This is a genomic window from Alteromonas sp. AWJ4_197 (assembly GCF_056160285.1).
Genome location: NZ_JBSWWW010000011.1, coordinates 1 through 25,837 on the forward strand (window position 1 = coordinate 1; position 25,837 = coordinate 25,837).

Genomic DNA, 25,837 nt, shown 5'->3' on the forward strand with positions numbered 1-25,837 from the left:
TGCAAACGCAAACATGGTTCCAATAATTTACTGTCACCAGTAGAGTATGAAAAACGCCATGTTCAACGGCTGGGAAGTGTCTAGGCTAATAGTGGCGATTCATTCTTCAGAATTAATGAAGTTAGTAATCTGTAGTTCGAAAAGCAGAAACAATAAGCATCTCTCAACTGGCTCGAAATACTTCTTCCTGAATTCTTCAGGTAGTTGCTCCTTCAGCCCATCAGACAGAACAAATCCGTTGGTGACAAATTTTTCATTTTTATGTTCGTAGATATAGTCCAGAGTTTCTGGATTGAAATACCAGCAAACACGGAATTTGTCGGGCCATTCAGTTCGTGTACTGCGTTTGAATTGATGAATGAACGTGATTTGCAGATCAGTGTTATTTGTCTTCTTAGTCATAGTTAAGTCCTCAGTTGGTAAACCTCAGAGATAACTAGTTTCGTATCACGAGAACTTTGCTACTTCAGACCTGCATTCATCTCGCATACTTGCAAAATAGATCCATCGGATTGCATGTTGAAGCAAGAAAATAATGATATGAATCGTAAGACTAACGACTACTGTATATTGTGACAATTATGGGACAATTTTAGGACGCTCTTTTATGAGCAATCAATGATTAGGGTAAGTCATTGAAAAGTAGGAGAGATTGGTCGGTGTGAGAGGATTTGAACCTCCGACCCCTGACACCCCATGACAGTGCGCTACCAAGCTGCGCCACACACCGACCGAAAGAGCCGACAAGTCTACTTATTTTTCTTCACTTTGCAACGACAAATATGCACCCTGAAGACTGAACGTCTAAATGATGAGCAAATCCCTGCCGGGACTGCGCTTTTAGCCCTGTAATGTGAGGTAACACACCACGGTGACGACACTGGCGACGATCACATTCAGCACCATCCCCTCCCTCGCCATGGTTTTAATATCGAATTTTCCGCTGGCATAGGCAATGGCATTTGGTGCTGTGGCAACGGGCAGCATGAAAGCACAACTGGCACTTATTGCGGCCGGGATCATCAGCAATTTCGGATCAACGCCCACGGCGGTGCCGGCAGCAGCGAGTATGGGCATAAGCAATGTGGCTGTGGCGGTGTTAGAGGTAATTTCTGTCAGGAACGTTACGAACAGGCAAATAGAAAACACAAGCAGTAATACAGGCAAAGTAGACAGGCCTGTCAGCCACTCGCCCATAAGCAGGCTTAACCCTGAGGCTTTAAATGCTTTGGCGATGCAGATACCGCCGGCAAATAACAGCAGCATACCCCAGGGAATATCGTTGGCAGTAGGCCAGTCGAGCAACTTGTCATTGTCCGGCTTGCCACTGTTTACCATAAACATGGCAACCACACCAGCTACAGCGATAGTGCTGTCACTAACGGTGGTGATCCCCAGCCAGCCTGTCCAGAAGGGCCTGAAAATCCAGGCCATTGCCACTGTGCCGAATATCGCCAGTACCCGCTTCTCAGCGGTGGTCCAGGCGCCGGGCTGCGGTAAATCAATGTTACCGATGCTGCCCAGACCCCGTCCGAGCCACATGGCCATAGCCGGAATTGCCAGCAGCACAATGGGTACACCGGTTTTCATCCATTCAATGAAGTTATATTCACTGCCCTGCGTTTCTTCATAAACGCTCATAAAGATAATATTCGGCGGCGTGCCGATGGGCGTACCGACACCGCCAAGACTGGCCGCGTATGCAATACCAAGGATCAGCACAATACCGAAGCGGGTATGTTTGGTTGCGTTGATGATGGCCATTGCCATGGGCAGCATCATCAGCACGGTAGCGGTGTTGCTGATCCACATACTCAAAACAGCTGTGGTCAGCATGAAGCCCAAAATTAGTTTCATACCGCTTCCCGTGCCGGTAAGCCGCAACATATAAATCGCGAACCGCTTATGCAGATTCGCTTTTTCCAGTCCCTTCGACAGCATAAATGCAGCCATCAGCAGTATGATGACATGGCTGCCAAGAGAAGATGCGGCTTCGGCGTGGCTGATTACGCCGGCGAGCGGAAAAAGCGCAAAAGGAATGAGTGACGTGGCGGGAATAGGCAACGCTTCGGTTACCCATAATATGGCAACAAAAGCGGTGATTGCAGTTGTGGACGCAATGTCAGCGGGCTGGCCGGCGAAATGCAGACCAAAGCCTGAAAGCAACGCTACCAGCGCGGCAATGAATAGGGTAAGACTGCTTTTTATCATTACCGGGCTCCGTTTCTTTTAAGACGAAAACTGACAGAGTATTCGGGATTAAACGATTACAGGCTTATTTATCGTCATCAGATGTAATTCGGCTGGCAACGGCACCGGCCTGCCCTTTGTATTTGGCATCAGCACGGGCGTTATACGGTTTTTCTGCCGCCTGAGACAACACTTCAAAACTCAACGCGCCGATTTTCATCATCGGACGCAAAGCCAGAGGTAACTTACCACTGTTATAAAACTCAAGCACGATATTACCGGACCAGCCGGGATCAATGCGGTGCGCTGTCACATGCACCATCAGGCCGAGCCTTGCCAGTGAAGAACGTCCGTCCAGCCAGCCGACAATATTGTCCGGCAAGGTTACTGACTCATGAGTAATGGCCAGAGCCAGTTCACCTGGGTGCAGAAAGAATGCCTTGCCTTCAGGCAGCTCAATTTCATCACTCATCACAGAGTTAAGGGCTTCCTGAACTTCGGCTTTAGGTCCGCTCAGGTCGATGTAAGGTGCCTGATGGTCTTCAAAAACGCGGAATTTATTCCCCAGGCGCATATCCACCGTCACACCGCTGATTTGCTCATACCCGGGTGTAGGGTCGATTTTAATTTTGCCTTTCTGAAGATAATCGTAAATATCACGATCGCATAAACGCATAACACATGTCCTGAGGAGGGAAAGAAAACAGCGCGTATTATGCGACTTTGCTTAAAGCCGCACAACCCGCCATAACTACCGTTTTATGCAGTTATAACTTTGTCAGCCCGATGGTTTCACCGCGAATGTAACTTTCAGAGCTGCGGGAAGGTAATGTAAGCGCCATTTGCATGGACAATGCGCGGGCAGCTTCACGGTAGATTCCGGCCAGTTCACTGTCCGGTTTATCTGCCACCAGCGGTTTACCTAAATCGGCCTGCTCGCGGATAGACACATCCAGCGGCAAAGCGCCGAGCAACGGTAAATTGTAACGTTCAGCCAGCGCTTTACCGCCGTCCTGCGCAAATAAATAATCCGTGTGACCGCACGAAGAACACTGGTAATAGCTCATATTCTCAATTAAACCCGCCACCGGCACATTCACCTTGTTGAACATGGAAATGCCTTTTTGTGCATCGGCTACGGCTAAGTCCTGTGGTGTGGTGACAATGACGGCAGCGCTCAGGGGCACCTGCTGTGCCATGGTCAGCTGAATATCACCGGTACCCGGCGGCATATCCACAATCAGATAATCCAGTACCGGCCACAAAGTTTCATCCAGTAACTGTTTCAGTGCCCTGCTCGCCATAGGGCCGCGCCATACTGCCGCGTCCTCTGCCGGCACCAGGTATCCGATGGAGTTTGCCACCATGCCCCAGGCTTTCAGCGGTTGCATATGTTTGTTATCGCCGCTGACCGGATGATCCTGCGGATTGCCCAGCATAATGGGCACGGATGGGCCGTAAATATCCGCATCCAGAATGCCCACTCTGGCGCCTTCCTGCATCAGCGCAAATGCCAGATTCAGACTGGTGGTTGATTTACCCACACCACCCTTGCCGGATGCGACCGCAACCACGTTACGGATATTTGTCACCGGCGCGATAGCGGTTTCAGCGCCGCGAACCTGCTGGGAAATGGCTAGCTCCACCAGCGGAAAACCGGCTTGAGTTAATGCTTTTGTAATGGTTTCTCTGATAACGGCATGTTGAGTGAGCGCACAGAATGGCAGTGTGACCGACAAACAGCCGTTGTCTACCTCACACCACGGTTGGGTTTGCTCTGTGCTTAAGGCATAATAATCAGCCAGACTTTGTGCGGCGGTTTGCGCCAGCTTGTCACCCTTTCGGGAAAAGAACATAATTCACCTTTAAAATGCGCGGTCGCGCTATTTACGTAATGCAAAAGCAGCGCGATTCCGCTAGTATTTGCAGCCATTTTTCAACGCTTGAGAACAGAAACATAATACTATGTCTGAAAACACGTCGACTTCTGTTGCCGGAAACAATGCGAAACGCCGTATTCTGGTAACCAGTGCACTGCCGTATGCTAACGGCTCTATCCACCTCGGGCACTTACTTGAGCATATCCAGACCGATATCTGGACCCGTTTCCAGCGTCTTCGCGGCAACGAATGCTACAGTGTTTGCGCCGACGATGCTCACGGCACACCTGTTATGCTGAAAGCACAGGAGCTGGGTATTACGCCGGAAGAAATGGTCGCCCGTACCCGTGCAGAGCACCATCAGGATCTGCAGGACTTCTACGTTGATTACGACAACTATTATGTGACTCACTCGCCGGAAAACAAGGCGTTGTGTGAAACCATTTATAACCGTCTTGATGAAGCAGGCTACATCAGCAAGCGTACCATCAATCAGTTGTATGACCCGCAAAAAGAAATGTTCCTGCCGGACCGTTTTGTAAAAGGCACTTGCCCGAGCTGTAATGCGGAAGATCAAAACGGCGACAGCTGTGATGTTTGCGGCGCAACATACAGCCCGACAGAAGTGAAAAACCCGCGCAGTGTAGTTTCCGGCGCGACGCCAATACTGAAGGAATCTGAGCACTTCTTCTTTGACCTGCCGCAATTTGAAGGCATGCTTAAAGAGTGGATCCGCTCCGGTGCGATTCAGGCTGAAATGGCGAATAAGCTTCAGGAATGGTTTGAAGACGGCCTGCAGCAGTGGGATATCAGCCGCGATGCACCTTATTTCGGTTTTGAAATTCCTGGCGCGCCGAACAAATTCTTTTACGTGTGGGTAGATGCGCCGGTTGGTTACATGGCCAGCTTCCAAAATTTCTGTGATCAGAATGACGTTAACTTTGACGATTTCTGGAACAAAGACACCGGCACAGAGCTGTATCACTTCATCGGTAAAGACATTACGTATTTCCACTGCCTGTTCTGGCCTGCCATGCTGGAAGGTGCCGGTTTCCGTAAACCTACCGGTGTGAATATTCACGGATTCGTGACAGTAAACGGCGCGAAAATGTCCAAGTCCCGCGGTACATTCATTAAAGGCCGTACCTATCTTGACCATCTGAACCCGGAATACCTGCGTTATTACTTCGCGTCCAAGCTGGGTGACGGTGTAACGGATATCGACCTGAATTTTGCTGATTTTGCCCAGAAAGTGAATTCAGATCTGGTGGGTAAAGTGGTCAATATCGCCAGCCGTTGTGCCAGCTTCATCACCAAACGTTTTGACGGCAAACTGTCAGATACGGTACTGGATAAAGAGCTGATGGCAGAATTCCATGCCGCATCAGAGAGTATCGCCACGCACTTTGAAAACCGTAAGTATCATCAGGCGGTACGTGAAATAATGGCGCTGGCTGACAAAGCGAACCAGTTCATTGATGCGAACGCGCCGTGGGTCACCATTAAAGACGAAAGCAAACAGCAGTTTACCCATGATGTGTGCTCACTGGGTATTAACATGTTCCGTATTCTGGTGGCTTACCTGAAGCCGGTATTGCCAGTGCTGGCAGAGAAAGCGGAAGCTTTCCTGAACGATACGCTGACCTGGGAAAGTACTCAAACTGTTCTGACCGGTCATGAAATCAATAAATTTAAAGCCATGATGCAACGCATCGAAATGGATAAGATTGACGCAATGGTAGAAGACTCAAAAGAAAGCCTGGCTGCAGCAAATGCACCGAAGTTAGATCCTGAAAGCCCGCTGGCGAAAGATCCCATAAGTGAAGAAATTACGTTTGATGATTTCGCGAAAGTGGATTTCCGCATTGCCCGCATCGCTAATGCCGAGCATGTGGAAAAAGCTGACAAACTGTTGCGCTTAGAGCTGGATTTAGGCGGCGAAACCCGTCAGGTATTTGCCGGTATCAAGTCAGCCTATGCCCCTGAAGACTTAATTGGCAAACACACCGTGATGGTTGCCAACCTGGCTCCGCGCAAGATGCGTTTCGGTATGTCTGAAGGCATGGTACTGGCGGCAGGTCCGGGTGGTAAGGACTTGTATATCCTTGAGCCACACGAAGGTGCCAAACCGGGTATGCGCGTCAAATAATGCGCTGCGCTATGGTCAACTGAAAAGGTGACGTCGACAGTAAACGAAAAACGGTGTTCAGATGAGCACCGTTTTTTTATGAATAAAATTCACAGGTCATTGCTTTTCAAAAAGGTATACAGCAAAGGCAGCGGATAATATGCTTTGTGCAAACCCCTTCTGCCTCAGTCACAATGATTTTTGTAAAACCACGGGCCGGGATTTCAGTCAACGTACTGGCCGGCGCAGCATGTCTTCTCACATTTCTTTTAAGCGGCTGCAGTACAGTGCCGTCCTCTCCCGCCACTTCCGTTGATGCCGGACTAAAAGTTTCAGCTCCGGCATTTGAAGTGATCCCGCTGGGTACGGCAGGCGGACTGGATGAAAGCAACTTATCGTCCTATCTGATATCGCGCGGTTACAGCCACCGTTATATCGCGTTCGATGCCGGTTCGGTAATGACCGGCCTGAAAGTGGCTGCGGCAAACGGTGCTTTTGCGACTTTGCCTGTACAAACGGATTTAACTGTTGAGGGAAATGTGCTCACCCGTCATATCACCGGTTATGCACTTTCCCATGCTCACCTCGACCACGTAGCCGGCCTGGTGATTAACGCAACGGATGATACGCCGAAACCGGTTTATGCCATGCCCTCCACTATTAAAACGCTGAAAGAAAATGTATTTAACTGGGCGCTGTGGCCGAACTTTGCCAATGAGGGAAGCGGCTACAAACTGAACCGCTACCGTTATACCTACATGCAGGCCGGTGAAGCGCAAACACTGGGTGACACAGGCTGCTCGCTTACCGCCTATCCGCTGTCCCATGCCGGTGCTGACAAGTCTTCAGCGTTTTTATACCAGTGTGATGACAATGCTGTGCTCTATCTGGGAGATACCGGGCCTGATGCAGTGGAAGGTACCGGCCATTTAGCCGGCTTGTGGAAAACCGTCGCACCACTGATAAAAAGCGGCCGGTTAAAAGGCGTGTTTATTGAAGCGTCCTATCCTTCAGACAGAGCGGACAACGCGCTGTTCGGTCATTTAACACCGGCATGGCTGATGCGGGAACTGGACACACTGGCAGCACTTACCGACAGTGAAAATCCGGCAAGCGCATTGCGGGGATTAAAGGTCATTATCACCCACATAAAGCCGTCTCTGAACAAACAGGAAAACACCCTGTTGAAAATAAAATCCGAACTGGAAGCGCTTAATTCGCATGGTCTAACGCTGATTTTTCCACAGCAGGGAGAACCCTTCTACCTCTGACAACTGCCGGTCAGCCCCAGCTTCCGTCGCGGCCTGCAGGGGTTGCATTCTGCACCCGCATACTGGCACCCACGGCGGAGAACCGGGGCTTGAGTTTCCACGCGGGCTTGATGGTGGTCATCGGGATCACCCGTTTACGGGCAAGGATCACATACACCGAGCTGCACCAGGGAAAATAGCGGGTAATGCGGTTATGCCAGCTGGCAGGTAAAGAAAACTGCTTTTTAATAAACAGCATGGAAAACAGAATATGGCGGGTTTCAATAATTTCGTAGCCCAGTAACTGTAACCAGTCTTTTACCCGGCTTGACGAGAAGAAACGTGCATCATGCAGCAGGTTACCCCGTTTCAGTGGCAGATATTTGCCGATGCCGGTGAGGCTGTAAGGGTTAAAACCGCTCAGAATAATGTAACCGTCCTGCGTGATACAGCGGTCAACTTCCCGTAATAACTGATGAGGATCCTGACAAAAGTCCAGTTCGTTGGCCAGCAGAAACCCGTCGATGCTGTTCTCAACGTAAGGCAGTTCGGTAGACAGACTCAGCACAGATGTCGCGTCGATCTGAACGGGTGTCTGACGGATTTGGTGTTTGACGTTGCACTTGCTTAACGCAATTTCACTGCTGAGTGTTCCCAGCTTTACCAGATGATAGCCGAAGATACGGCCAGAAAAGCTGTTACTGACAGTCTGCACAGCATCTTTAATTGCCTCACCTGCCGGTAGCTGAGCCCAGGATTCAGGGTAACCGGGCGGTTTAGAACGGTATGCCAGTCTCATTAATATTCAGGCTGATCCAATTAGTTGCGACACTGCTATCTAATTTCTATAGTATCGCATTAATACTGATAAACAAGCAGGATTCCCCATGAACAGGATGTCTGACGCCCTTCCCGACGGTGTACAAATCAGCGCTATTCCCGCCTTTACTGACAATTATATCTGGTGTTTGCACAATCAAACCCATGCAGTGGTTGTGGATCCGGGCGATGCAGAACCTGTACTGGCATTTTGTAAGCAGAACGGACTCAGTCTGGAAGCCGTGTTGATCACCCATCACCACCGCGACCATACTGGCGGCATCGCCAGACTGGCCTCCGCCAATCCTTCATTACCGGTTATCGGCCCGGCTGGCGGACATATTCGCGGCATTACCCGCTCTGTGGATGAAGGTGATGATATTCATCTGAATGTGGTGAACTGTGCGTTTACGGTCATGGAGCTGCCAGGCCATACCCTCGATCATATTGCATTTTATGGTCACGGACTGGTGTTATGCGGAGACACATTATTCTCCGGTGGCTGCGGACGTCTGTTCGAAGGCTCACCGGCGCAAATGCACCATTCACTGAACAAACTGAAACGCTTGCCCAATAACACCCGTGTGTTCTGTACCCATGAATACACACAGGCCAACATGCAGTTTGCCCTCGCTGTAGAGCCTGACAACGAAGAATTACAGCAACATGCGAACCTCGTAGAAAAGTTGCGGTCTGAAGACAACATTACCCTGCCCTCCAGCATGCAAAAAGAAAAGGCCATCAACCCCTTTCTGCGCAGTCACAAAGCTTCTGTGGCAGCCGCTGCATCACAGTGGCAGGGAGAAGAATTAGATGACGATACTGCGGTATTTGCTGCGCTGCGGCGCTGGAAAGATGAGTTTTGATGCAATTGACGGCAACAATCGTTACACTATCACGTTCGAAGTTTATTTGCGGGGCACTTAATTAATGAAATCAGCACTGGGCCTGATTGCCAGTATCGCGCTTGCTGGCATGCTGAGTGGTTGTGAAACCACCGGTGAGAATGACATTGCCAGTGAGCAACCGCCTGAGTATACCGAACCTCAGGACTCAGACACCTGTGAAGTAGGCCAGACGACCATTGACGACGAGCAGGACTGTCAAATCGCCAAAGAAGGTGTCATTGAAGTTGTGCACCCTGTTGAAGATGTGGACGAGGCGCTGGATGAAGCGGTTGAACCGGAAGAACCTGAAGACGTTGTCATTGATGATGTGTGGACCCGCGCGGCTGCACAAATGGCCTTTGAGATCCCCGACGACAAGCGGGTAACCAGCCAGCGTAACTGGTATCTGAAACACCCTGAGTACATGGCCCGTGTGGTTAACCGTGCACGTCCATTCCTGTACTACATCACTGAAGAAATTGAAAAGCGGGATATGCCGCTGGAAATCGCACTGCTTCCTGTCGTGGAAAGTGCTTTTGACCCCTTCGCATACAGCCATGGCCGCGCTGCCGGTATGTGGCAGTTTATTCCGGGCACAGCGAAACGTTTCGGGATCCGCCAGACCTGGTGGTACGACGGCCGCCGGGATGTGGTGGCATCCACACAGGGCGCGCTGGATTACCTTACCTACCTGAATAACATGTTCGACGGCAACTGGTTACATGCCCTTGCGGCGTATAACAGCGGTGAAGGCCGCGTACTCAGAGCCATCAAACAAAACCGTAAAGCCGGTAAACCTACAGATTTCTGGTCGCTGGATTTACCCCGCGAGACACGCGCCTACGTACCGAAACTTCTCGCTCTTGCTGACATTCTTAAAAACAAAGAGCACTACGGCTTTGCCTGGCCTGCTGTTGATAATGTTGAAGTGGTAAAATTGGTGGATATCGGCTCACAGGTAGATTTGGCGTTTGCTGCCGATCTTGCAGACATGGAACTGGAAGACTTGCATGCCCTGAATCCCGGCTTTAACCGCTGGGCAACCGATCCTGATGGCCCTCATCAGTTGTTGCTTCCGGTAGAGAAAGCAGAACAATTTACTACAGAACTGGCGTCCGTTGACCGTCATGACCGTCTGAACTGGGTGCGTCATAAAGTGAAAAGCGGAGACAGCCTGCTACGCCTGGCAAAGAAGTATCATACGACAGCTGACATCATCAGAAGGGTCAACAGTCTGTCGGGGAACATGATCCGCGCCGGTGACTATGTCATGGTGCCGGTTGCTTTAAAAGAACTGGATTCTTATTCTTTGTCACAGGATCAGCGTCTGGCTTCGTTACAGAATAAGCCTCGCTCATCGGTGAAAGTGACACATAAAGTCACCTCCGGCGATACGCTGTGGGATTTAGCCGTTAAATACAAAGTCAGCACCCGTGACCTGGCGAAGTGGAATGGCATGGCGCCGGCAGATCCGCTGATGCCCGGTAAAACCCTGGTGATCTGGCAAGGTGGCGATGCGCCGGAGAAGTCCTCCGCTTCCATCATCCGCTCTCTGACTTACACAGTTAAACCGGGAGACAGTCTTTCCCGTATAGCCAGTAAGTTCAATGTTAAAATCTCAGACATCACCAACTGGAATAATTTGAGCAAAAACCGCTATTTGCAACCTGGTCAGAAACTCAAATTACACGTGGATGTAACGAGACTAAAAAATGTAGGATAAGCCACCATGCTGAGAATTAACTGGGACAACTTACGGAAAAGTCATGAAACGCCCTGGTTAATTCTTGATTTGGTTATGCTGGGTTTATTGCTGGTAAACCTGGCCTGGCTGCTCTTCGATGCTCTCTACGGCACTGCCGTCATCCACCAGCAACTGGAAATTCTGCTGCCGGGATTTACCGGCACCTACGACCCCATCCATAAAAATTTCATTCTTGTCGACCTGGTATTCATTGGTATTTTCTTTGTTGAGTTTTGCTTTCGCTGGGTTGTGTCAGTGGTACGGAAAGAGCATCTGCGCTGGTATTTTTTCCCCTTTCTGCACTGGTACGATATCGTCGGCCTCATTCCTCTCGGGGCAACCCGCATTTTCCGTTTCCTGCGTATCTTTTCGATTTTGCACCGGCTGCATAAATTCGACATCATCGACTTAAACCGTACTGCTATTTTTCGTTTCTTCCGCTTTTATTACGATGTTTTTGTGGAAGAGCTGTCTGACCGCATTGTCGTTAAAGTGCTCAGCGATGCACAAAAAGACATTTCTGCAGGGTCACCACTGGTTGACGATATCACCCGTCAGGTGCTCGCCCCCCGCCGCCCTGTTCTGACTGAATGGGTTGCCGGTGTGCTGAATCATTTCGGTCAGTCCATCAGTGACGGCCATTATGGTGAAGCGATCCGCGAACACGTCAGACGGTCGGTAGGCAAAGCGGTGAAAAGTAACGAGCAGGTATCGACTCTGCACTATATTCCGGTGGTGGGAAAAACCATTAAAAGCACACTGGAGTCGGCTGTTACAGACATCGTGACCACATCCATTATTAACTTACTTTCTGACATCGACGCCCACAAGATTGATCATTTTGTAGAAGCCGGTTTACACGATTACACACCGGTCACAGATGATTTGGATAAAGAGGTGCTGGGAGTGATTAACGAGTGTCTGGAGTTGGTGAAAGCCCATGTGGCTCAGCAGCGCTGGAAAACCGAACTGGCTGAAAAGAACCGGCCGGTGCCTGATGCCGGCATTGAAAATCAAACAAAAGGCCCGTTGGAATAATCCGACGGGCCCTTTCATTCAGCGCATATTGCAAGGTGCTGTAGCTTGTCAGCCTTTCCGCCAGGTCGTTCCGGCCGGCCCGTCTTCAAGGATAACATTCATTGCGGCTAATGCATCACGGGCAGCGTCAGCAGCAGGCCAGTCTTTCGCAGCACGGGCATCGTTACGTTGCTTGATAAGTGCTTCAATTTCGGCGCTCTCATCATCATTGCTGCCGCCCTGTAACCAGGTTTCCGGCGCGGTTTGCAAAATACCTAAAATCGCTCCAAGTCCTTTCAGTACCGCAGCCAGCTTGCCGGCTTCTTCCGCACCGGCTTTTTGCTTATTGAGATCGCGGGCCAGGTCAAACAGGACAGACATCGCTTCAGGCACATTCAAATCGTCGTTCATTGCCGTTTCAAAGCGCTCAAGGTAACCGCCGTAAGACAAATCTGTGGCAGAGTTTATATCCACACCGCGAAGAGCCGTGTACAAACGTTCCAGCGCTGATTTTGCCTGAGTGATATTGTCCTGCGAGTAGCTCAGCTGACTGCGGTAATGGGCCGACATCAGGAAGAAACGCAGGGATTCTGCATCGTGTTCCTGCAATACATCACGCAGGGTAAAGAAGTTGCCCAGCGACTTGGACATCTTCTCATTATCAACCTGCACCATCCCGGTATGCATCCATGTGTTTACATACGGTGTATCAAAGGCGCAGCAGGATTGAGCGACTTCATTTTCGTGGTGAGGGAAGGTTAAGTCAGAGCCTCCGCCGTGAATATCAAAGTGTGCACCCAGGTGCTTGTGATTCATGGCAGAACATTCAATGTGCCAGCCGGGACGGCCGTCGCCCCAGGGCGAAGTCCAGAAAGGCTCGCCGGCTTTGGCTTTTTTCCACAGTACAAAATCCAGCGGATCATCTTTACCCGCCGCCACTTCAACGCGGGCACCGGCCTGTAACTGTTCCAGGTTTTGCTTGCTCAGTTTGCCGTAGTCACCAAACTTACTGACATCAAAAAGCACATCACCGCTTTCTGCTACATAAGCAAAGCCTTTATCCAGCAGTTTTTCAATGATATCAACAATTTCAGCCATGTGCGTGGTTACACGGGGCTCGATATCCGGCTCAAGTAAATTAATGGCAGCGAAATCTTCGTGCATCATAGCGATGGTACGGGCAGTCAGTTCACCGGTGGTTTCACCATTTTCATTCGCTCTTGCAATAATCTTGTCGTCTACGTCAGTAATGTTACGCACGTAGTTCACATCAAATCCAAGATGGCGCAGATAACGCACCAGCACATCAAAGCTTAAATAGGTACGGGCATGCCCCATGTGGCTGAGGTCGTACACCGTGATACCACACACATATAAACCCACGCATCCTTCTTTCAGCGGTACAAAAGGGGCTTTTTCCCGGGTCAGTGTGTTGTAAAGGTGTAGCATGGTTGTCCTCGTTTTTTAGCTCAGGATTCAAATTCGGGGCGAAAGTGTAGCACTACCCGTTGCGGTCGCACAGGTTTTGCCGCCTTTTAACAGTGATTAATTTAACTCACGGAGGAAATCAGCTACCATTACCCCACTTTAACCGCCGGGACACAAGATAAGGGGCGAATTCATGGTTACGTTAAAAACAAATTACGGTGACATCACACTGGAGCTTTTTGCAGATAAGGCACCGGCAACCGTTGAAAACTTCTTAAACTACGTAAAAGAAGGCTTTTACGACAACACGATTTTCCACCGTGTTATCGACGGTTTCATGATTCAGGGCGGTGGTTTCACACCGGATATGGATCAGAAATCGACCAACGCACCTATTGCTAATGAAGCGAACAACGGTGTGGCCAATGAAAAAGGCACAATTGCCATGGCACGTACAAATGATCCGCACTCAGCGACTGCGCAGTTCTTCATTAACGTGAACAACAATGACTTCCTGAACTTCTCCAGCGAATCAGTAAACGGCTGGGGCTACTGTGCATTCGGTAAAGTGTCTGAAGGCATGGACGTGGTTGAGAAAATCAAAGCTGTGAAAACTGGCACCAGCGGCTTCCACCAGGACGTACCTGCAGAGCCTGTTGTTATCGAAAAAGCGGTTATTGCTGAGTAATCCGGCGATACCTCTGTTCAGAGACAGTTCCTGCTGTCTCTGATCCCTCTTTCCCCATTTGTCACACTTAGCTGCATGCCATTTACTTACTTCATTGCCGATATTCACCTGAGCGAAGACCGCCCTGACATTACTCAGTGTCTGATGACTTTTTTAGAAAACGAAGCGCCACAGGCCGATGCACTCTACGTGCTGGGCGATTTGTTTGAAGTGTGGATAGGTGATGACAATAAAACACCTTTCAATGACGCGATTGCTGCCGCATTTAAACAAGTCAGTAAAACCACACCGGTATTTTTCATTCACGGCAACCGAGACTTTGCAATCCGTCAGGGATGGGCAACCCAGGCCGGCATGACATTACTGCCCGAACAAGCTGTCATCGATTTATATGGCACCCCTACCCTCATCAGCCACGGTGATGAGTTATGTACAAAAGACATTGCCTACCAGAAATTCCGTAAGAAAAGCCGCAGCTGGTGGTGGCCACGGCTTATGCTGGCATTGCCACTTTCATACCGCCGTAAGGTCGCCGAGAACGGACGTAAGCAAAGCAAGTTAAACCAGCAGGGTTTGAAACCTGAAATCATGGATGTAACGCCGGAAGAGGTGGTGAAAGCCATGGAACACTTCAACGTACAGCGAATGATCCACGGTCATACCCACCGCCCCGCCATCCACGCCTTGAAAGCCAACGGCAAACCCGCTACCCGTATTGTGCTGGGCGACTGGTACGATCAAGGCTCGGTTTTAAAAATCAGTGAAACGGAAGTTGCGTTGCAGCAGCGGGATTTTTTGATGCCCGGGCAGGAATGAGTGAATTCCTGTAATCAGCAGACAGAAATGGAATTAGCGGTTAAAGACTTAACTAACTTAAGCTTGCTCTGACATCTGCAATAGTGATGAAGAGTTTGTTTTCAGTATCCTGAAATACCTGAAATCCATAGCGCTCATAGAATAGTTTTGCACTGTCTTTGGCGTGAACGATAACAACAGGGAATGCAACGCTATCACTTGCAGCTAATAGCTTTCGAAGCGCGTCGACCAGCAACCACTCGCCGAAGCCTTTTCCTTTATATCGGTCATCAACTGCAAGGCGGGCGATAAGGCCGCCAGAGGTCGACGATTGATGCCTTTTTTGTAATTTATCTGGTAATGCCTTTAAGTCAATTGGTGTCATTGTTAGCGTGTAGAAGCCGATGATATGTGAGTTGTCGTTATCATCTTCCAAAACAAAAGTTCTGGTATTGTCTTTCCTGGCTTGCTGACTAGCCATTACTTTTAAGTAATTATTGAGAGCTTCAATACCACAGTTGAACCGGTTTCTATCGTGTTTAGCTTTATCCAGAAGTACCGTATTCATTACTGAGTTTTGTTCCCGTACCGGTCCGAGGCTGCTTTCAGTTTTGAGTTTAGTACTGCAGGACGGTCTAAAGCTTCCATTAGCAACATTGCATCAGATTGGCTCAATTTTAAAGCTTGCTCACGTTCAATGATTTGTTTAGCTTTTTCAATTGCAGCACTTAAGACAAATGAATTAATACTGGACATGCCAGCAATCGCTGCAGCTTTATTCAGTAAATCTTGTGTATCGACATCGACTCTGGCGGTGATGCGAGGCAAGGTAGTAGTCATAATGTTGTCTCCTGTTGTGTCAAAATGACACATGTCTATTATGGGCGTAAATTGTGCGGTAAGCAATTACTGTGTCAGTTTGGCACACAAAAACACAAGCATTTAAGGTCTCAAGAATCTGAAATTTAAAAGTAATATTCCCACCCTTTACGCGATGGAGTAATTGTCATCGCCGCTTTTCCCTGTTTGACCTGCCTGCGGATATATACAAAGCTAACAATATGGAGAATCAAAAGGATTTTGATTGTGGGGAAGCGCGCTGGTTTCATTGAGTTTGTGAAAAATCACTGGGAGTTTCTGGCGGTGGGCAGTCTGATTGCCATTTACCTTTTACACGGTCAGTACCTGCAGGCTGTCGCCTCTACGATTATCTCCCAGCCTAGGAAAAGCGACTTTTTGTTTGTTGATTACTATGAACTGGATAGATCCAGTGACATTAAATATCGTTTTGTGCCCTTAAAAGTCATTGCAACAGATGAGCAAAACATTACGGTAGCGGTAGGAAATATTGGTTTCAGTGAACCCGTATCGCCTGAAACTCACATCAAATTTGATAAACCACTCCTGCTTAGAAACTACTACCGGAAAAATCATCTTCGGTTCAGTCGCAAAGAACTGAGTTCCATGTACGAGAACGGGATTATTTACGACGCCCGCCGCCCTCAAAACATCTACATCAGCGGCTGGATCGTGATTAAATTAAGCGAAGTGTACACAGACTGAAAATAAGCAGGTAAATGCTCAAGACCAGTCGTTTATTTACTGCGCCCTCTCAAAACATCAGCCAAAACAACATGTTATGTTATAACATTTTTCATAAAACCGACATCAATCCGACATAAATCATTCATCTCAGATTAACCTGTTCGTCATACAGGCCGCCTACTCTGTTTCACCGTCCGGTCGGGGAACCGATACTTTCAGGGAAGAGAGGTTACACACATCACCTGCCTGCTTCCCGCTCCCTGCCGCAGACACACGGCTGCTTCTGTCTACAGCGCCGGTAATCAAAAACATAATTAGGAATGTCATAATGAAATTTAACTGGAAAGCTTCTGTCAGCGCTCTGGCTCTGGCGGTTTCAACTGGTTTGCAGGCGGATGTGCTCCCTGCTTATCAGTCTGAAAGTGCCTGGTTCACCGACGCACAAACCAAACTCACTGAGAAACTGGAAACCACCAATAATTTTAAAGCCAAAAACGTGATCCTGTTTGTGGGTGACGGTATGGGTATTTCAACGCTGACGGCGTCACGTATCCGTAAAGGCCAGCTGGCGGGCAACCCCGGTGAAGAAGGTTACTTAGCGTGGGAAAGCTTTCCCGGTACTGCACTGGTAAAAACCTATAACGTAGATGCCCAGACTCCGGATTCAGCGGGTACGATGACAGCCATGATGTCAGGACTGAAAACTGACGTGGGTGTAATCGGTGTAGATGAAGACATCGAACGTGGCGAATGTTCAACAGTTGCCGGCAATGAAGTGATTACCGCACTGGAACTGGCTGAAATTAAAGGACTGTCTACCGGTGTGGTATCAACTGCCCGCCTGACTCACGCGACGCCTGCAGCCACTTATGCCAAATCAGCAGACCGCAACTGGGAAGACGTATCTGATATGCCGGAAGCGGCAGTCACAGCCGGTTGTGCTGACATTGCCGACCAGCTGGTACATTTTGAAGAATATCTGGAAAGCCGTTACACCGGTATAGACGTTGACGGTATTGATGTTGCCATGGGCGGCGGCCGCCGTCACTTCCTGCCGAATGATGCTGCATTTAACAGTAATGACGCGGTAAGTGAAACAGAAGGCGACCGTACTGACAGCCGTGATTTGACTGCTGAGTGGCAGGAAATGTACAGCGACGGTGTTTACGTAACCGATCAGGCCGGATTCGATGCGGTGGATGCCGCTTCCACGACCCGTCTGTTTGGTCTGTTCAACGAATCTCACATGCAGTACGAGGCAGACCGCGCCAACGATGTTGCCGGTGAGCCTTCCATTGCAGAGATGACTTCTAAAGCAATCGACATTCTCGATAACAACGACAAAGGCTTCTTCCTGATGGTGGAATCAGGTCGTATCGACCACGCTCACCATGCAGGTAATGCCTCCGGTGCACTGTCTGAAACACTAGCGTTTGAGCAGGCTATCGAAGCTGCGGTAGCGAATACCGATCCTTCAGAAACACTGATTCTGGTCACGGCTGACCACGGCCACGTGTTTACTATTGCCGGCTATCCTAAGCGCGGTAACCCGATCCTGGGCAAAGTGGTTAACGTAGGTGCTGATGAAGCGGCTACTGCTGCTGACGGCATGCCTTATACCACTGTGGGCTACATGAATGGTTTCGGCTTTAACGATTTAGGTACAGAAACCGATTCTGACGCTATCTACAGCGAAGAAATCAATGCTGGCCGTATGGATATTACCAGCGTGGATACCACTGCTGCAGGGTACCACCAGGAAGCGCTTATCCCGCTGTCTTCAGAAACTCACTCCGGTGAAGACATTGCCCTGCACGGCACAGGCCCAGGCAGCCAGTTAATTCAGGGTGTCATTGAGCAAAGCGTTGTATTCCACCTGATTAACCAGTCTCTCGGACTGATTGAAGAATAAGAAGAGGACATCATGAAAGTATTTAAATATAGCCTTTTAGCCATGGCCATGGCCGGCCTGACCGCTTGTTCTCTTGACGGTGATGATGGCGCTGACGGTACTGACGGCAGTAACGGATTAAACAGCCTGACGGTACAAACTGAACTGGCCACCGGCGATGCAAACTGCCCGAACAGTGGCGTACGTTTTGATTCAGGCCTGGATGCTGACGGAGACGGCGCGTTAAGCGACAGCGAAATTTCTGAAACCAGTTATGTGTGTGTACCGGCTAATGCAGAAGTGGCAACCAGTGAGTTGCTGACCAGCCTGAACAACGAATATTTTGTTGCCGGTCAGGCGGAAGTTGAGGCGGCCAAAACCACCTGGCTGAATGCCACCGGCACAACCTCTGTGGACGGCGTTCAGACTATTACCAGCAAGACTACAGTGACCAAACATGCTTCTGTGGAAGCGGCTGTTGCATCGCTGAAAGGTAAAGCGAAAAACGTTATCCTGTTCGTCGGTGACGGTATGGGCGTGTCTACTGTAACGGCAGCCCGTATCATGGAAGGCCAGATGAACGGTGACAACGGTGAAGAGAACCAGTTGAGTTTCGACCGCTTCCCTTTCGCCGGTTTATCTAAAACCTATAACGTTGATGCACAAACGCCAGACTCAGCGGGCACCATGACCGCAATGATGAGCGGCGTGAAAACCGATGTTGGCGTAATTGGTGTAAACGAAAATATTGTTCGCGGTGACTGCAGCACCGTTGCCGGTAATGAGCTGGTAACGGCGCTGGAACTGGCGGAACTGGCCGGTAAATCTACCGGTATCGTGTCTACTGCACGTATCACTCACGCTACACCTGCAGCGACTTACGCCAAATCAGCTGACCGTAACTGGGAAGACGATGGCGACATGCCTGCTGAGGCCATTACTGCCGGTTGTACCGACATTGCTGCGCAGCTGGTTGGTTTTGAAGCAGCTACAGAAGCACGTTTCGGTGCTGACATTGACGGTATCGAAGTCGTTATGGGCGGCGGCCGCCGCTCATTCCTGCCTAAAGATGCTGCGTTTAACAGCCCTGACGCTGTCAGCGCTGTTGAAGGTGACCGTACAGACGGACGTGATCTGACCGCAGAATGGTCTGCGCAATATCCCAATGGTGTTTACCTGTACGACCAGGCCGGTTTTGACGGACTCGACACAGAAACCACTGAGCGTGTTTTCGGCCTGTTCAATGAATCGCACATGCAATACGACGCAGACCGCGGTAACGATGTAGCCGGTGAACCGTCAATCAGTGAAATGACAGAAGCAGCTATTAAGATTCTGGATAACAACGATGACGGCTTTTTCCTGATGGTGGAATCCGGTCGTATTGACCATGCCCACCACGCCGGTAACGCCTACGGTGCACTGACCGATACAATTGCCCTTGCTGATGCGGTAGCTGTAGCTGATGAGTTAACGGATGATGAAGATACATTAATCATCGTCACAGCCGACCACGGCCACGTATTTACCATAGCCGGTTATCCGAAACGGGGTAATCCGATTTTGGGCAAAGTGGTTAACGTAGGCGCAGACGAAGCAGCAACTGCAGCTGACGGTATGCCATACACCACGGTTGGTTACATGAACGGTAACGGCTTCCGTGACCTGGGTACCGAAACCGATGCAGACGAAATCTACAACTATGATGTCAACGCCGGCCGTCAGGATCTGGCAGATGTTGATACCACTGCTGCCGGTTTCCACCAGGAGTCTTTAATCCCGCTTTCATCTGAAACTCACTCAGGTGAAGACGTTGGCATTTATGCAAAAGGCCCTGGCGCATTCCTCGTCAACAGCACTAACGAGCAAAGCGTTATCTTCCATGTGATGGATTTTGCCGGAAGTCTGATTGATGACGCAGAAGCGGCTATCGAGTAACAATAAGCTCTGAATACAGGGACGTCCGTCTGGTCGTCCCTTTTTTGCTGGTAATAAATAATGAAACAATCTCACACTCTTCTCTGCGGACTGCTCTTATCCGCATCCACTCTGTTTACTTCAGCGGTAACTGCCGCAACGTCTGAAGAACCGGTTCAGTGTGATGCTGAAAAGAACTGGGTGAAAGCAGACTATACCCTTACTGAGACGACCAACGACAATGTTCGAAGCCGTTCACTGACCTTATGGCGAAAGCCTGATGTGGTAGCACACCAGTATCCTGCCAGCGACATCACGCAGGTTTGGGAACATGTGCATGAACGGGTAAAACAAACGCGCTTTTTTGATGCTCACAAACGGGGCATTGAATATCAGCCCGGCGAAAATATTCATGGCCGCGTTGATAACGACTGGGAATACCGCAATCAGTTGGTTAAGCAGGCCTTTATCGACGGGCTGGAGAAACAGGATTCACAGGGGTCAGGCTGCGATATCCGTACCCGTTATACTGGCGGCAGTGAAAACGGGTACATCGAGCTAATATGGGCAGACAACCTGCAATTAATTGTCTCGTTCACTGTGACTAAAGGCGAACAGAAAATGCACTGGCAACAGCAATCGCTGTCTCATGAACAGGCAGGCATCAACGCATTTTTTGCAAGTCGCTACGGATATCAGACAACTGATTATGCCGATATTGGCGATGATCATACCGATCCGTTTCTCACCAACATGGTACACCAGGGCTTTATAGAAGCCGGTGCCAGTGGTTTTTACAATGCCAGCGGTGAAGCCCTTGAGGGATCTCACCTGCACTAAAGATCGTTGTAAACTCCTCGCAATTTGATAAGAATGTGTTATAAAAATAGCAATCAGGATTCATCAAGGATGGTGAAAAAATGTCCACATTCTTCTTTCATGATGCCAACTTTCTGTTCAGTGCAGCAGTTGGCATTGTCATCTTACTGTTCATTATTGAATTACTCGGCATGGCGCTGGGGATCAGTTTATTAGGCATTTTCGACGATATGCCTGAACCCGACCTTGGCGGTGGTGAGTCTGTGTCAGGAATGGCCGCCCTTACCAACTGGCTGTCGCTGGACAAATTACCGGTGATGATCTGGTTCATTCTGCTTCTTACCCTGTTCGGACTCACCGGCTACATACTGAATCTGTCTTACGCCAGCTTTCTGGGTGGACGCTTCTTACCGCCGGCGGCTGGTGTTCCAATCGCTATTTTCGTTTCCCTGCCCCTCACCGGCCGGCTTGGCAGCGCACTGGCAGGTCTGTTACCAAAAAATGAAAGCAGTGCTATCGACAATGATGAATTTGTTGGCGCAGTAGGAGAAATCACCATAGGCGTTGCCCGTAACGGCAGTCCGGCGGAAGCGAAATTTACTGATCGTTACCGCCAGGTTCACTATGTACTGGTTGAGCCTTTTGAAAGTGATGAAACCTTTACCCGCGGAGAAAAAATCATCCTCGTAAAGAAAAGCCTGCACAGTTGGCTAGCTACCCGATATAAATAACCCTGCAGCAATAAGGAAGTTGTAAATATGGAAACCTACTCTGCTAATAATCTGCCCGCCGTTCTCATCATCGGGCTTGTTGTCGTTATCGCCCTGCTGGCCATTGGTCTTATTTTCGCCAAGCTTTATAAACGGGCCACTAAAGAAACGGCTTTCGTCAGAACCGGCCTTGGCGGTGAAAAAGTCATTAAAGATGGCGGTGCGATAGTGCTGCCGGTAGTGCATGAAATCATTCCCGTGAATATGAACACCCTGCGTATCGAGGTAGAAAAAACCCAAAAAGATGCGCTGATCACCAAAGATCGCATGCGGGTGGATGTGAAAGCCGACTTTTACTTACGTGTAGCGCCCAGTGCCAGCGGCATTTCCATGGCGGCACAAACTTTAGGTACCCGTACAACCCGGGCCGAAGAAGTGAAAAAGCTGATGGAGTCGAAGTTCGTTGACGTACTTCGCGCCGTGGCTGCAGAAATGACAATGACCGAAATGCATGAACAGCGTGCAGATTTCGTCCAGAAAGTGCAGCAGAGTGTTGCAAACGATCTTGAGAAAAATGGTCTGGAACTGGAATCGGTAAGTTTAACCGGCTTCGATCAGACCGACCTGGATTTCTTCAATGAGAACAATGCCTTTGATGCTGAAGGTCGTGCCCGTCTTGCAAAAATCATTGAAGAAAAGCGTAAAGAAACCAACGATATCCAGCAGGAAAACCGCATCAAGATTGAAACCCGTAATCTGGAAGCGGAAAAAGAGTCGCTGAATATTAAACGGGAAGAAGAAGAAGCACGACTGATGCAGGAGCAGGTTTTGCAGTTTAAGCGTCAGGAGCAAAAAGCTGAAATCGCTAAACAGCGGGAGCAAAAAGAACGGGAAGAACGTGAAGCCGGCATTGCCAAAGAAAAAGCCGTTGAAGCAGCTGAAATTGACAAGTCACATGAGCTGGAAACCCGTGAAATTGCCAAGCGCAAAGCACTGGAAGAAGCCCGTATTGCCCAGCAGCAGGACGTCGAAGTAGCCGAACAAGTTAAACAAATTGCGGTTGCTACCAAGTCAGAAGAAGAGTCTGCCGCACGAGCTAAAGCAGCAGAAGCAGAAAAGGCTAAGGTAGAGAAAGAAGAAGCGGTAACCACAGCCCGTCAGGTTGCAGAAGCTAAGCGTCGCATGGAAATTGAAGTGATTGACGCCCGTAAAGAAGCGGAACGGGAAGCAGTGGGCATTACCGTAGAAGCTCAGGCGAAAAAAGAAGCGGCGGAGAATGCGGCTGAAGCCATTTTAACTGAAGCCAAAGCCACAGCGGATGCGAAAATGCTGCAGGCGCAGGCCGATGAAAAAGTACTGGCAGTAGAAGCGGCGGGTAAACAGGCGCTGTACGATGCTGAAAACACTCTGAAAAACGAACAGATTGAGCTGCAAAAAGCACTGGCAATTCTGAAAGTCCTGCCTGAAATAATCGCCAGCGCCGTGAAGCCACTGGAAAATATTGAAGGCATTAAAATTCTGCAGGGCTACGGGATCAGTAATGCCGCCGGGGGTGCAGAAGGCACAGTAAGTACCGGTAATGGCAGTATGGCCGATCAGGTCACGCAGGCAGCGTTGAATTACCGTGCCAACGCACCGGTTGTCGATGCTCTGTTACGGGAAGTCGGTCTGGTAGATAAAGCCGGTGGTTCACTCACCGATTTATTAAAAGGCGACAATGCTATGGTTGCAGCCCTTACCTCTCAAACCGGCACGACCACTGAAACGAAATCAAATGGTGCCGGCCCTGCCCCGCAATAAATCCGGTATCCGGCGGGGTCAATCCCACTACATATGAAAGGAGCGCATCGCGCTCCTTTTTTGTTGTCTTTAATCCGGCTCTGAAGCATTTCCTACCAAAGTACTATAAATCTGTAGCTAAAGTGGCAAGGCAATTTTGACCTGATGCTGACTAAAATACATTATGGTTTCAGGTACGAAAGAACGATGAAAGCAACCAGCAGAATTACACTTACAATCACAGGTATCTATTTGATATCAGGAATAGTGCTGGCTTTCATCATGTACAGTCAGGCAACAAAAGATGTTGCCACCGAAATTAACGCATCACTGGCACTGGCTGATGCGCTGGTTGAACAAAACGTTGACTTTGCAACCATAGAAGCAGCCTTGCAGCACAGCCGTCACCTTACAGCCCTCGCAATCGATTCTCCGGCCGGTTCAACACTTAATTCTCCGGATGCTTCATTTTTTCCCGTAGAACCTGTAAGTGTGTTCAGTCATCCGGAAGATCCCCGCCGGCAACTATTTCTGTTTGCTAATCCCGCTGCTGAACGGGAAGAGATCCTGACCACTGTCTATCAAGTTTTCGGTTTACTGGCGATTTCACTTTTATTCACTCTCAGCGTAATGCACATCGTGGTTCAGTCAAGAATGAAGCCTTTACAGGCACTGAGTTCAGCTCTCAGTAAAGTAGCGAAAGGTAATTATCGTGTTGACGTTGAACACAGCGATATTGAAGAAATTGACAGTGTGGTTACCCATACCCAGCTGATGGCTTCTGCACTTGAAGAAAGAGAAAACAAAGTACAGCAACTGAGAAATAAACTGGCTTCCCTGCAAGAGCACGAACGCCAGAATCTCGCCCGTGAATTACACGATAATCTGGGCCAGCTGGTAACCGGAATCCGTGTACAAAGCTACATGTTGCGCCAGCAAACACAAAGCCCGAAATTCATAGAACGCACAGCCACTTTACTTGGCGAGCAATGTGCAGAAATACAGTCCGGCATACGGCAACTGGTTAATAAACTCTACCCCGTCACACTGAATAAAGTGGGCCTTGTTTCCGCCCTGCGGGAAATGCTGGAACGCTGGTCAGAAATTCACAATATTGCTGTCACCTGCTCCCTTCCCGACCTCAGCCCGGAAAAAAATATTGAGAGGGACATGCATCTGTACCGCATCACCCAGGAAGCGCTGAGCAACGTTGCACGACATGCACATGCTTCAAAAGTGCACGTTTCGCTCACCCTGATGCAAAACGCCATGACATTGAATATCACCGACAACGGTACCGGATTTGCTGAACAATCAGAATGTTCCGACGGACTGGGACTGGCATCCATGCGTGACAGAGCCCGTCTTACGGGTGGGCATTTTGCAAAAGACAATTTCGAAGAAGGAGCACGTATTCAGGTTGTTGTTCCTTTAACGGCCGGAACGGAGAAGAGCAGTCATGCACATATTACTTGTTGATGATCACGCCGTTGTACGCCAGGGATACGGTGCCCTGCTGTCAATGATGCTGCCGGAAGCCACGATTCACGAGGCGGAAAACGCCCGCCAGGCGATGACATGTATGACGCAGAATGATGTGGACGTAATGATTCTGGACATTAACCTGGAGCAGGCCAGTGGTCTGAATCTGGCTCCCCGCTTCCTCAGCCGGTGGCCGGGACTGAAAATCATATTTTTCAGTATGTTTGACGAGGCCTCTATTGTTAACCGGGCAATGCATACCGGTGCCAGCGGTTATATCAGTAAACGTTGCAGACCGGAAATAATGCTTGATGCGGTAAAAACTGTAATGGCCGGACGCACTTATATTGAACACGAACTGGCCATTAATCTTGCGTCATATGCTTACAGTGAGAAGAAAGATATTTTCGACCAGCTTACCCGCCGTGAATTCGATGTGTTTATGGGTGTAGCAAAGGGCCAGAAACGGACACGGATTGCAGAGGATTTGAATATTTCTGACAAAACGGTTTCCAATGCCATCACCCAGCTTAAAAGTAAACTTCAGGTAAAAACCAGTACTGAACTGGTTCATCTCGCCATCGACAACGGTTATGTCAAAGTGGCGTCATGATCCTTTGAATTTCGGGAATTGCTCCTGCCAAAACCGGGAAAAGTTCCGTGGTTACCAGACACCATTTACGTCACACTTACTCTAAATCGAAGGCTGCATTGTTCGACCAACCTTTCGGTTTAGTGAGGTTCAACAGCTCACACCCTATTCCGGCTAACCCTTTGTGGTTAGCCTTTTTTTTACTTATTCCGTGGCAGATATCAGCTTCTGTAACCTTGTTTCACTGACGGGATAAATCCCGCTTCAAATCGGGAA

23 protein-coding genes and 1 tRNA gene are annotated in these 25,837 nt (G+C 49.3%); 15 read left to right on the plus strand and 9 right to left on the minus strand.

Going from position 1 to position 25,837, the window contains the following annotated elements:
- Positions 1-99 precede the first annotated feature (99 nt).
- The 5 genes from ACXAGC_RS19690 to apbC all read right to left on the minus strand — a co-directional run bounded on the left by ACXAGC_RS19690 (position 100) and on the right by apbC (position 4,046).
- Positions 100-402 carry a hypothetical protein gene (locus ACXAGC_RS19690; protein ID WP_474846579.1) on the minus strand — a complete coding sequence of 101 codons (303 nt, stop codon included), beginning with the start codon at positions 400-402 and terminating at the stop codon, positions 100-102.
- A 251-nt stretch (positions 403-653) separates the two neighbouring features.
- Positions 654-730: transfer RNA gene (locus tag ACXAGC_RS19695), tRNA-Pro, on the minus strand.
- Positions 731-840: 110 nt separating this feature from the next.
- The gene (locus ACXAGC_RS19700; RefSeq protein WP_474846581.1) at positions 841-2,211 is read right to left on the minus strand and encodes an SLC13 family permease; all 1,371 of its coding nucleotides are present in this window, start codon (positions 2,209-2,211) and stop codon (positions 841-843) included.
- A 64-nt stretch (positions 2,212-2,275) separates the two neighbouring features.
- The gene (gene dcd / locus ACXAGC_RS19705) at positions 2,276-2,866 is read right to left on the minus strand and encodes a dCTP deaminase (RefSeq protein ID WP_119501791.1); all 591 of its coding nucleotides are present in this window, start codon (positions 2,864-2,866) and stop codon (positions 2,276-2,278) included.
- A 91-nt stretch (positions 2,867-2,957) separates the two neighbouring features.
- Positions 2,958-4,046 (minus strand): iron-sulfur cluster carrier protein ApbC, encoded by a 1,089-nt coding sequence (gene apbC, locus ACXAGC_RS19710; protein ID WP_474846584.1) that lies wholly within the window; start codon positions 4,044-4,046, stop codon positions 2,958-2,960.
- A 109-nt stretch (positions 4,047-4,155) separates the two neighbouring features.
- On the opposite strand from apbC, the gene metG reads away from it, so the two are divergent.
- Positions 4,156-6,219 carry a methionine--tRNA ligase gene (gene metG / locus ACXAGC_RS19715; protein ID WP_474846586.1) on the plus strand — a complete coding sequence of 688 codons (2,064 nt, stop codon included), beginning with the start codon at positions 4,156-4,158 and terminating at the stop codon, positions 6,217-6,219.
- A 146-nt stretch (positions 6,220-6,365) separates the two neighbouring features.
- The gene (locus tag ACXAGC_RS19720) at positions 6,366-7,469 is read left to right on the plus strand and encodes an MBL fold metallo-hydrolase (protein WP_474846588.1); all 1,104 of its coding nucleotides are present in this window, start codon (positions 6,366-6,368) and stop codon (positions 7,467-7,469) included.
- Positions 7,470-7,479: 10 nt separating this feature from the next.
- Here ACXAGC_RS19720 and ACXAGC_RS19725 read toward each other — a convergent pair whose 3' ends face one another.
- The gene (locus ACXAGC_RS19725; RefSeq protein WP_474846590.1) at positions 7,480-8,247 is read right to left on the minus strand and encodes a methyltransferase domain-containing protein; all 768 of its coding nucleotides are present in this window, start codon (positions 8,245-8,247) and stop codon (positions 7,480-7,482) included.
- Between the two features lie 88 nt (positions 8,248-8,335).
- On the opposite strand from ACXAGC_RS19725, the gene gloB reads away from it, so the two are divergent.
- From gloB to ACXAGC_RS19740, 3 genes are all read left to right on the plus strand, one after another.
- Positions 8,336-9,133, plus strand: a complete 798-nt coding sequence (gene gloB, locus ACXAGC_RS19730) for a hydroxyacylglutathione hydrolase (protein WP_474846592.1) — start codon at positions 8,336-8,338, stop codon at positions 9,131-9,133.
- A gap of 64 nt (positions 9,134-9,197) precedes the next feature.
- Positions 9,198-10,877, plus strand: coding sequence for a lytic transglycosylase (locus ACXAGC_RS19735; RefSeq protein WP_474846594.1), 1,680 nt, complete (start codon positions 9,198-9,200; stop codon positions 10,875-10,877).
- A gap of 6 nt (positions 10,878-10,883) precedes the next feature.
- Positions 10,884-11,936, plus strand: a complete 1,053-nt coding sequence (locus ACXAGC_RS19740; RefSeq protein ID WP_474846596.1) for an ion transporter — start codon at positions 10,884-10,886, stop codon at positions 11,934-11,936.
- A gap of 48 nt (positions 11,937-11,984) precedes the next feature.
- On the opposite strand, the gene cysS is transcribed toward ACXAGC_RS19740, so the two are convergent.
- Positions 11,985-13,364, minus strand: coding sequence for a cysteine--tRNA ligase (gene cysS / locus ACXAGC_RS19745; RefSeq protein ID WP_474846598.1), 1,380 nt, complete (start codon positions 13,362-13,364; stop codon positions 11,985-11,987).
- A 172-nt stretch (positions 13,365-13,536) separates the two neighbouring features.
- Here cysS and ACXAGC_RS19750 point away from each other — a divergent pair, with 172 nt between their 5' ends.
- Together ACXAGC_RS19750 and lpxH are read left to right on the plus strand one after the other, a co-directional pair.
- Positions 13,537-14,031, plus strand: a complete 495-nt coding sequence (locus ACXAGC_RS19750; RefSeq protein ID WP_119501800.1) for a peptidylprolyl isomerase — start codon at positions 13,537-13,539, stop codon at positions 14,029-14,031.
- Between the two features lie 75 nt (positions 14,032-14,106).
- On the plus strand, positions 14,107-14,847 hold the full coding sequence (gene lpxH / locus ACXAGC_RS19755; protein ID WP_474846600.1) for a UDP-2,3-diacylglucosamine diphosphatase: 741 nt from the start codon (positions 14,107-14,109) through the stop codon (positions 14,845-14,847).
- 52 nt (positions 14,848-14,899) lie between these two features.
- Here lpxH and ACXAGC_RS19760 read toward each other — a convergent pair whose 3' ends face one another.
- Both ACXAGC_RS19760 and ACXAGC_RS19765 read right to left on the minus strand, forming a co-directional pair.
- On the minus strand, positions 14,900-15,394 hold the full coding sequence (locus ACXAGC_RS19760; RefSeq protein ID WP_474846602.1) for a GNAT family N-acetyltransferase: 495 nt from the start codon (positions 15,392-15,394) through the stop codon (positions 14,900-14,902).
- Positions 15,394-15,666 carry a type II toxin-antitoxin system TacA family antitoxin gene (locus ACXAGC_RS19765; protein ID WP_474846604.1) on the minus strand — a complete coding sequence of 91 codons (273 nt, stop codon included), beginning with the start codon at positions 15,664-15,666 and terminating at the stop codon, positions 15,394-15,396. Before ACXAGC_RS19765 ends, ACXAGC_RS19760 begins: the two co-directional genes overlap by 1 nt.
- Before the next feature lie 246 nt (positions 15,667-15,912).
- On the opposite strand from ACXAGC_RS19765, the gene ACXAGC_RS19770 reads away from it, so the two are divergent.
- The 8 genes from ACXAGC_RS19770 to ACXAGC_RS19805 all read left to right on the plus strand — a co-directional run bounded on the left by ACXAGC_RS19770 (position 15,913) and on the right by ACXAGC_RS19805 (position 25,582).
- Positions 15,913-16,389, plus strand: coding sequence for a hypothetical protein (locus ACXAGC_RS19770; RefSeq protein WP_474846606.1), 477 nt, complete (start codon positions 15,913-15,915; stop codon positions 16,387-16,389).
- 310 nt (positions 16,390-16,699) lie between these two features.
- Complete coding sequence (locus ACXAGC_RS19775) at positions 16,700-18,283, plus strand: alkaline phosphatase (RefSeq protein WP_474846608.1); 1,584 nt, start codon at positions 16,700-16,702, stop codon at positions 18,281-18,283.
- Positions 18,284-18,295: 12 nt separating this feature from the next.
- Positions 18,296-20,200 carry an alkaline phosphatase gene (locus ACXAGC_RS19780; protein ID WP_474846610.1) on the plus strand — a complete coding sequence of 635 codons (1,905 nt, stop codon included), beginning with the start codon at positions 18,296-18,298 and terminating at the stop codon, positions 20,198-20,200.
- A 60-nt stretch (positions 20,201-20,260) separates the two neighbouring features.
- The gene (locus ACXAGC_RS19785) at positions 20,261-21,019 is read left to right on the plus strand and encodes a hypothetical protein (protein ID WP_474846612.1); all 759 of its coding nucleotides are present in this window, start codon (positions 20,261-20,263) and stop codon (positions 21,017-21,019) included.
- A gap of 80 nt (positions 21,020-21,099) precedes the next feature.
- Positions 21,100-21,729, plus strand: coding sequence for an OB-fold-containig protein (locus tag ACXAGC_RS19790; protein WP_474846614.1), 630 nt, complete (start codon positions 21,100-21,102; stop codon positions 21,727-21,729).
- Positions 21,730-21,756: 27 nt separating this feature from the next.
- Positions 21,757-23,508, plus strand: coding sequence for a flotillin family protein (locus ACXAGC_RS19795; protein ID WP_474846616.1), 1,752 nt, complete (start codon positions 21,757-21,759; stop codon positions 23,506-23,508).
- A gap of 231 nt (positions 23,509-23,739) precedes the next feature.
- Positions 23,740-24,966, plus strand: coding sequence for a sensor histidine kinase (locus ACXAGC_RS19800; protein WP_474846618.1), 1,227 nt, complete (start codon positions 23,740-23,742; stop codon positions 24,964-24,966).
- A complete protein-coding gene (locus ACXAGC_RS19805) occupies positions 24,947-25,582 on the plus strand; it encodes a response regulator (protein ID WP_474846620.1) in 636 nt (211 codons plus the stop codon). Before ACXAGC_RS19800 ends, ACXAGC_RS19805 begins: the two co-directional genes overlap by 20 nt.
- Positions 25,583-25,837 lie beyond the last annotated feature (255 nt).

Coding starts and splice junctions, on each gene's coding strand:
- ACXAGC_RS19790 (WP_474846614.1), top strand. CDS start 21,100: ATGTCCACATTCTTCTTTCATGATGCCAACTTTCTGTTCAGTGCAGCA.
- gloB (WP_474846592.1), top strand. CDS start 8,336: ATGAACAGGATGTCTGACGCCCTTCCCGACGGTGTACAAATCAGCGCT.
- apbC (WP_474846584.1), bottom strand. CDS start 4,046: ATGTTCTTTTCCCGAAAGGGTGACAAGCTGGCGCAAACCGCCGCACAA.
- ACXAGC_RS19740 (WP_474846596.1), top strand. CDS start 10,884: ATGCTGAGAATTAACTGGGACAACTTACGGAAAAGTCATGAAACGCCC.
- ACXAGC_RS19785 (WP_474846612.1), top strand. CDS start 20,261: ATGAAACAATCTCACACTCTTCTCTGCGGACTGCTCTTATCCGCATCC.
- metG (WP_474846586.1), top strand. CDS start 4,156: ATGTCTGAAAACACGTCGACTTCTGTTGCCGGAAACAATGCGAAACGC.
- ACXAGC_RS19735 (WP_474846594.1), top strand. CDS start 9,198: ATGAAATCAGCACTGGGCCTGATTGCCAGTATCGCGCTTGCTGGCATG.
- ACXAGC_RS19700 (WP_474846581.1), bottom strand. CDS start 2,211: ATGATAAAAAGCAGTCTTACCCTATTCATTGCCGCGCTGGTAGCGTTG.
- ACXAGC_RS19780 (WP_474846610.1), top strand. CDS start 18,296: ATGAAAGTATTTAAATATAGCCTTTTAGCCATGGCCATGGCCGGCCTG.
- cysS (WP_474846598.1), bottom strand. CDS start 13,364: ATGCTACACCTTTACAACACACTGACCCGGGAAAAAGCCCCTTTTGTA.
- ACXAGC_RS19725 (WP_474846590.1), bottom strand. CDS start 8,247: ATGAGACTGGCATACCGTTCTAAACCGCCCGGTTACCCTGAATCCTGG.
- ACXAGC_RS19805 (WP_474846620.1), top strand. CDS start 24,947: ATGCACATATTACTTGTTGATGATCACGCCGTTGTACGCCAGGGATAC.
- ACXAGC_RS19750 (WP_119501800.1), top strand. CDS start 13,537: ATGGTTACGTTAAAAACAAATTACGGTGACATCACACTGGAGCTTTTT.
- dcd (WP_119501791.1), bottom strand. CDS start 2,866: ATGCGTTTATGCGATCGTGATATTTACGATTATCTTCAGAAAGGCAAA.
- ACXAGC_RS19775 (WP_474846608.1), top strand. CDS start 16,700: ATGAAATTTAACTGGAAAGCTTCTGTCAGCGCTCTGGCTCTGGCGGTT.
- lpxH (WP_474846600.1), top strand. CDS start 14,107: ATGCCATTTACTTACTTCATTGCCGATATTCACCTGAGCGAAGACCGC.
- ACXAGC_RS19795 (WP_474846616.1), top strand. CDS start 21,757: ATGGAAACCTACTCTGCTAATAATCTGCCCGCCGTTCTCATCATCGGG.
- ACXAGC_RS19765 (WP_474846604.1), bottom strand. CDS start 15,666: ATGACTACTACCTTGCCTCGCATCACCGCCAGAGTCGATGTCGATACA.
- ACXAGC_RS19760 (WP_474846602.1), bottom strand. CDS start 15,394: ATGAATACGGTACTTCTGGATAAAGCTAAACACGATAGAAACCGGTTC.
- ACXAGC_RS19690 (WP_474846579.1), bottom strand. CDS start 402: ATGACTAAGAAGACAAATAACACTGATCTGCAAATCACGTTCATTCAT.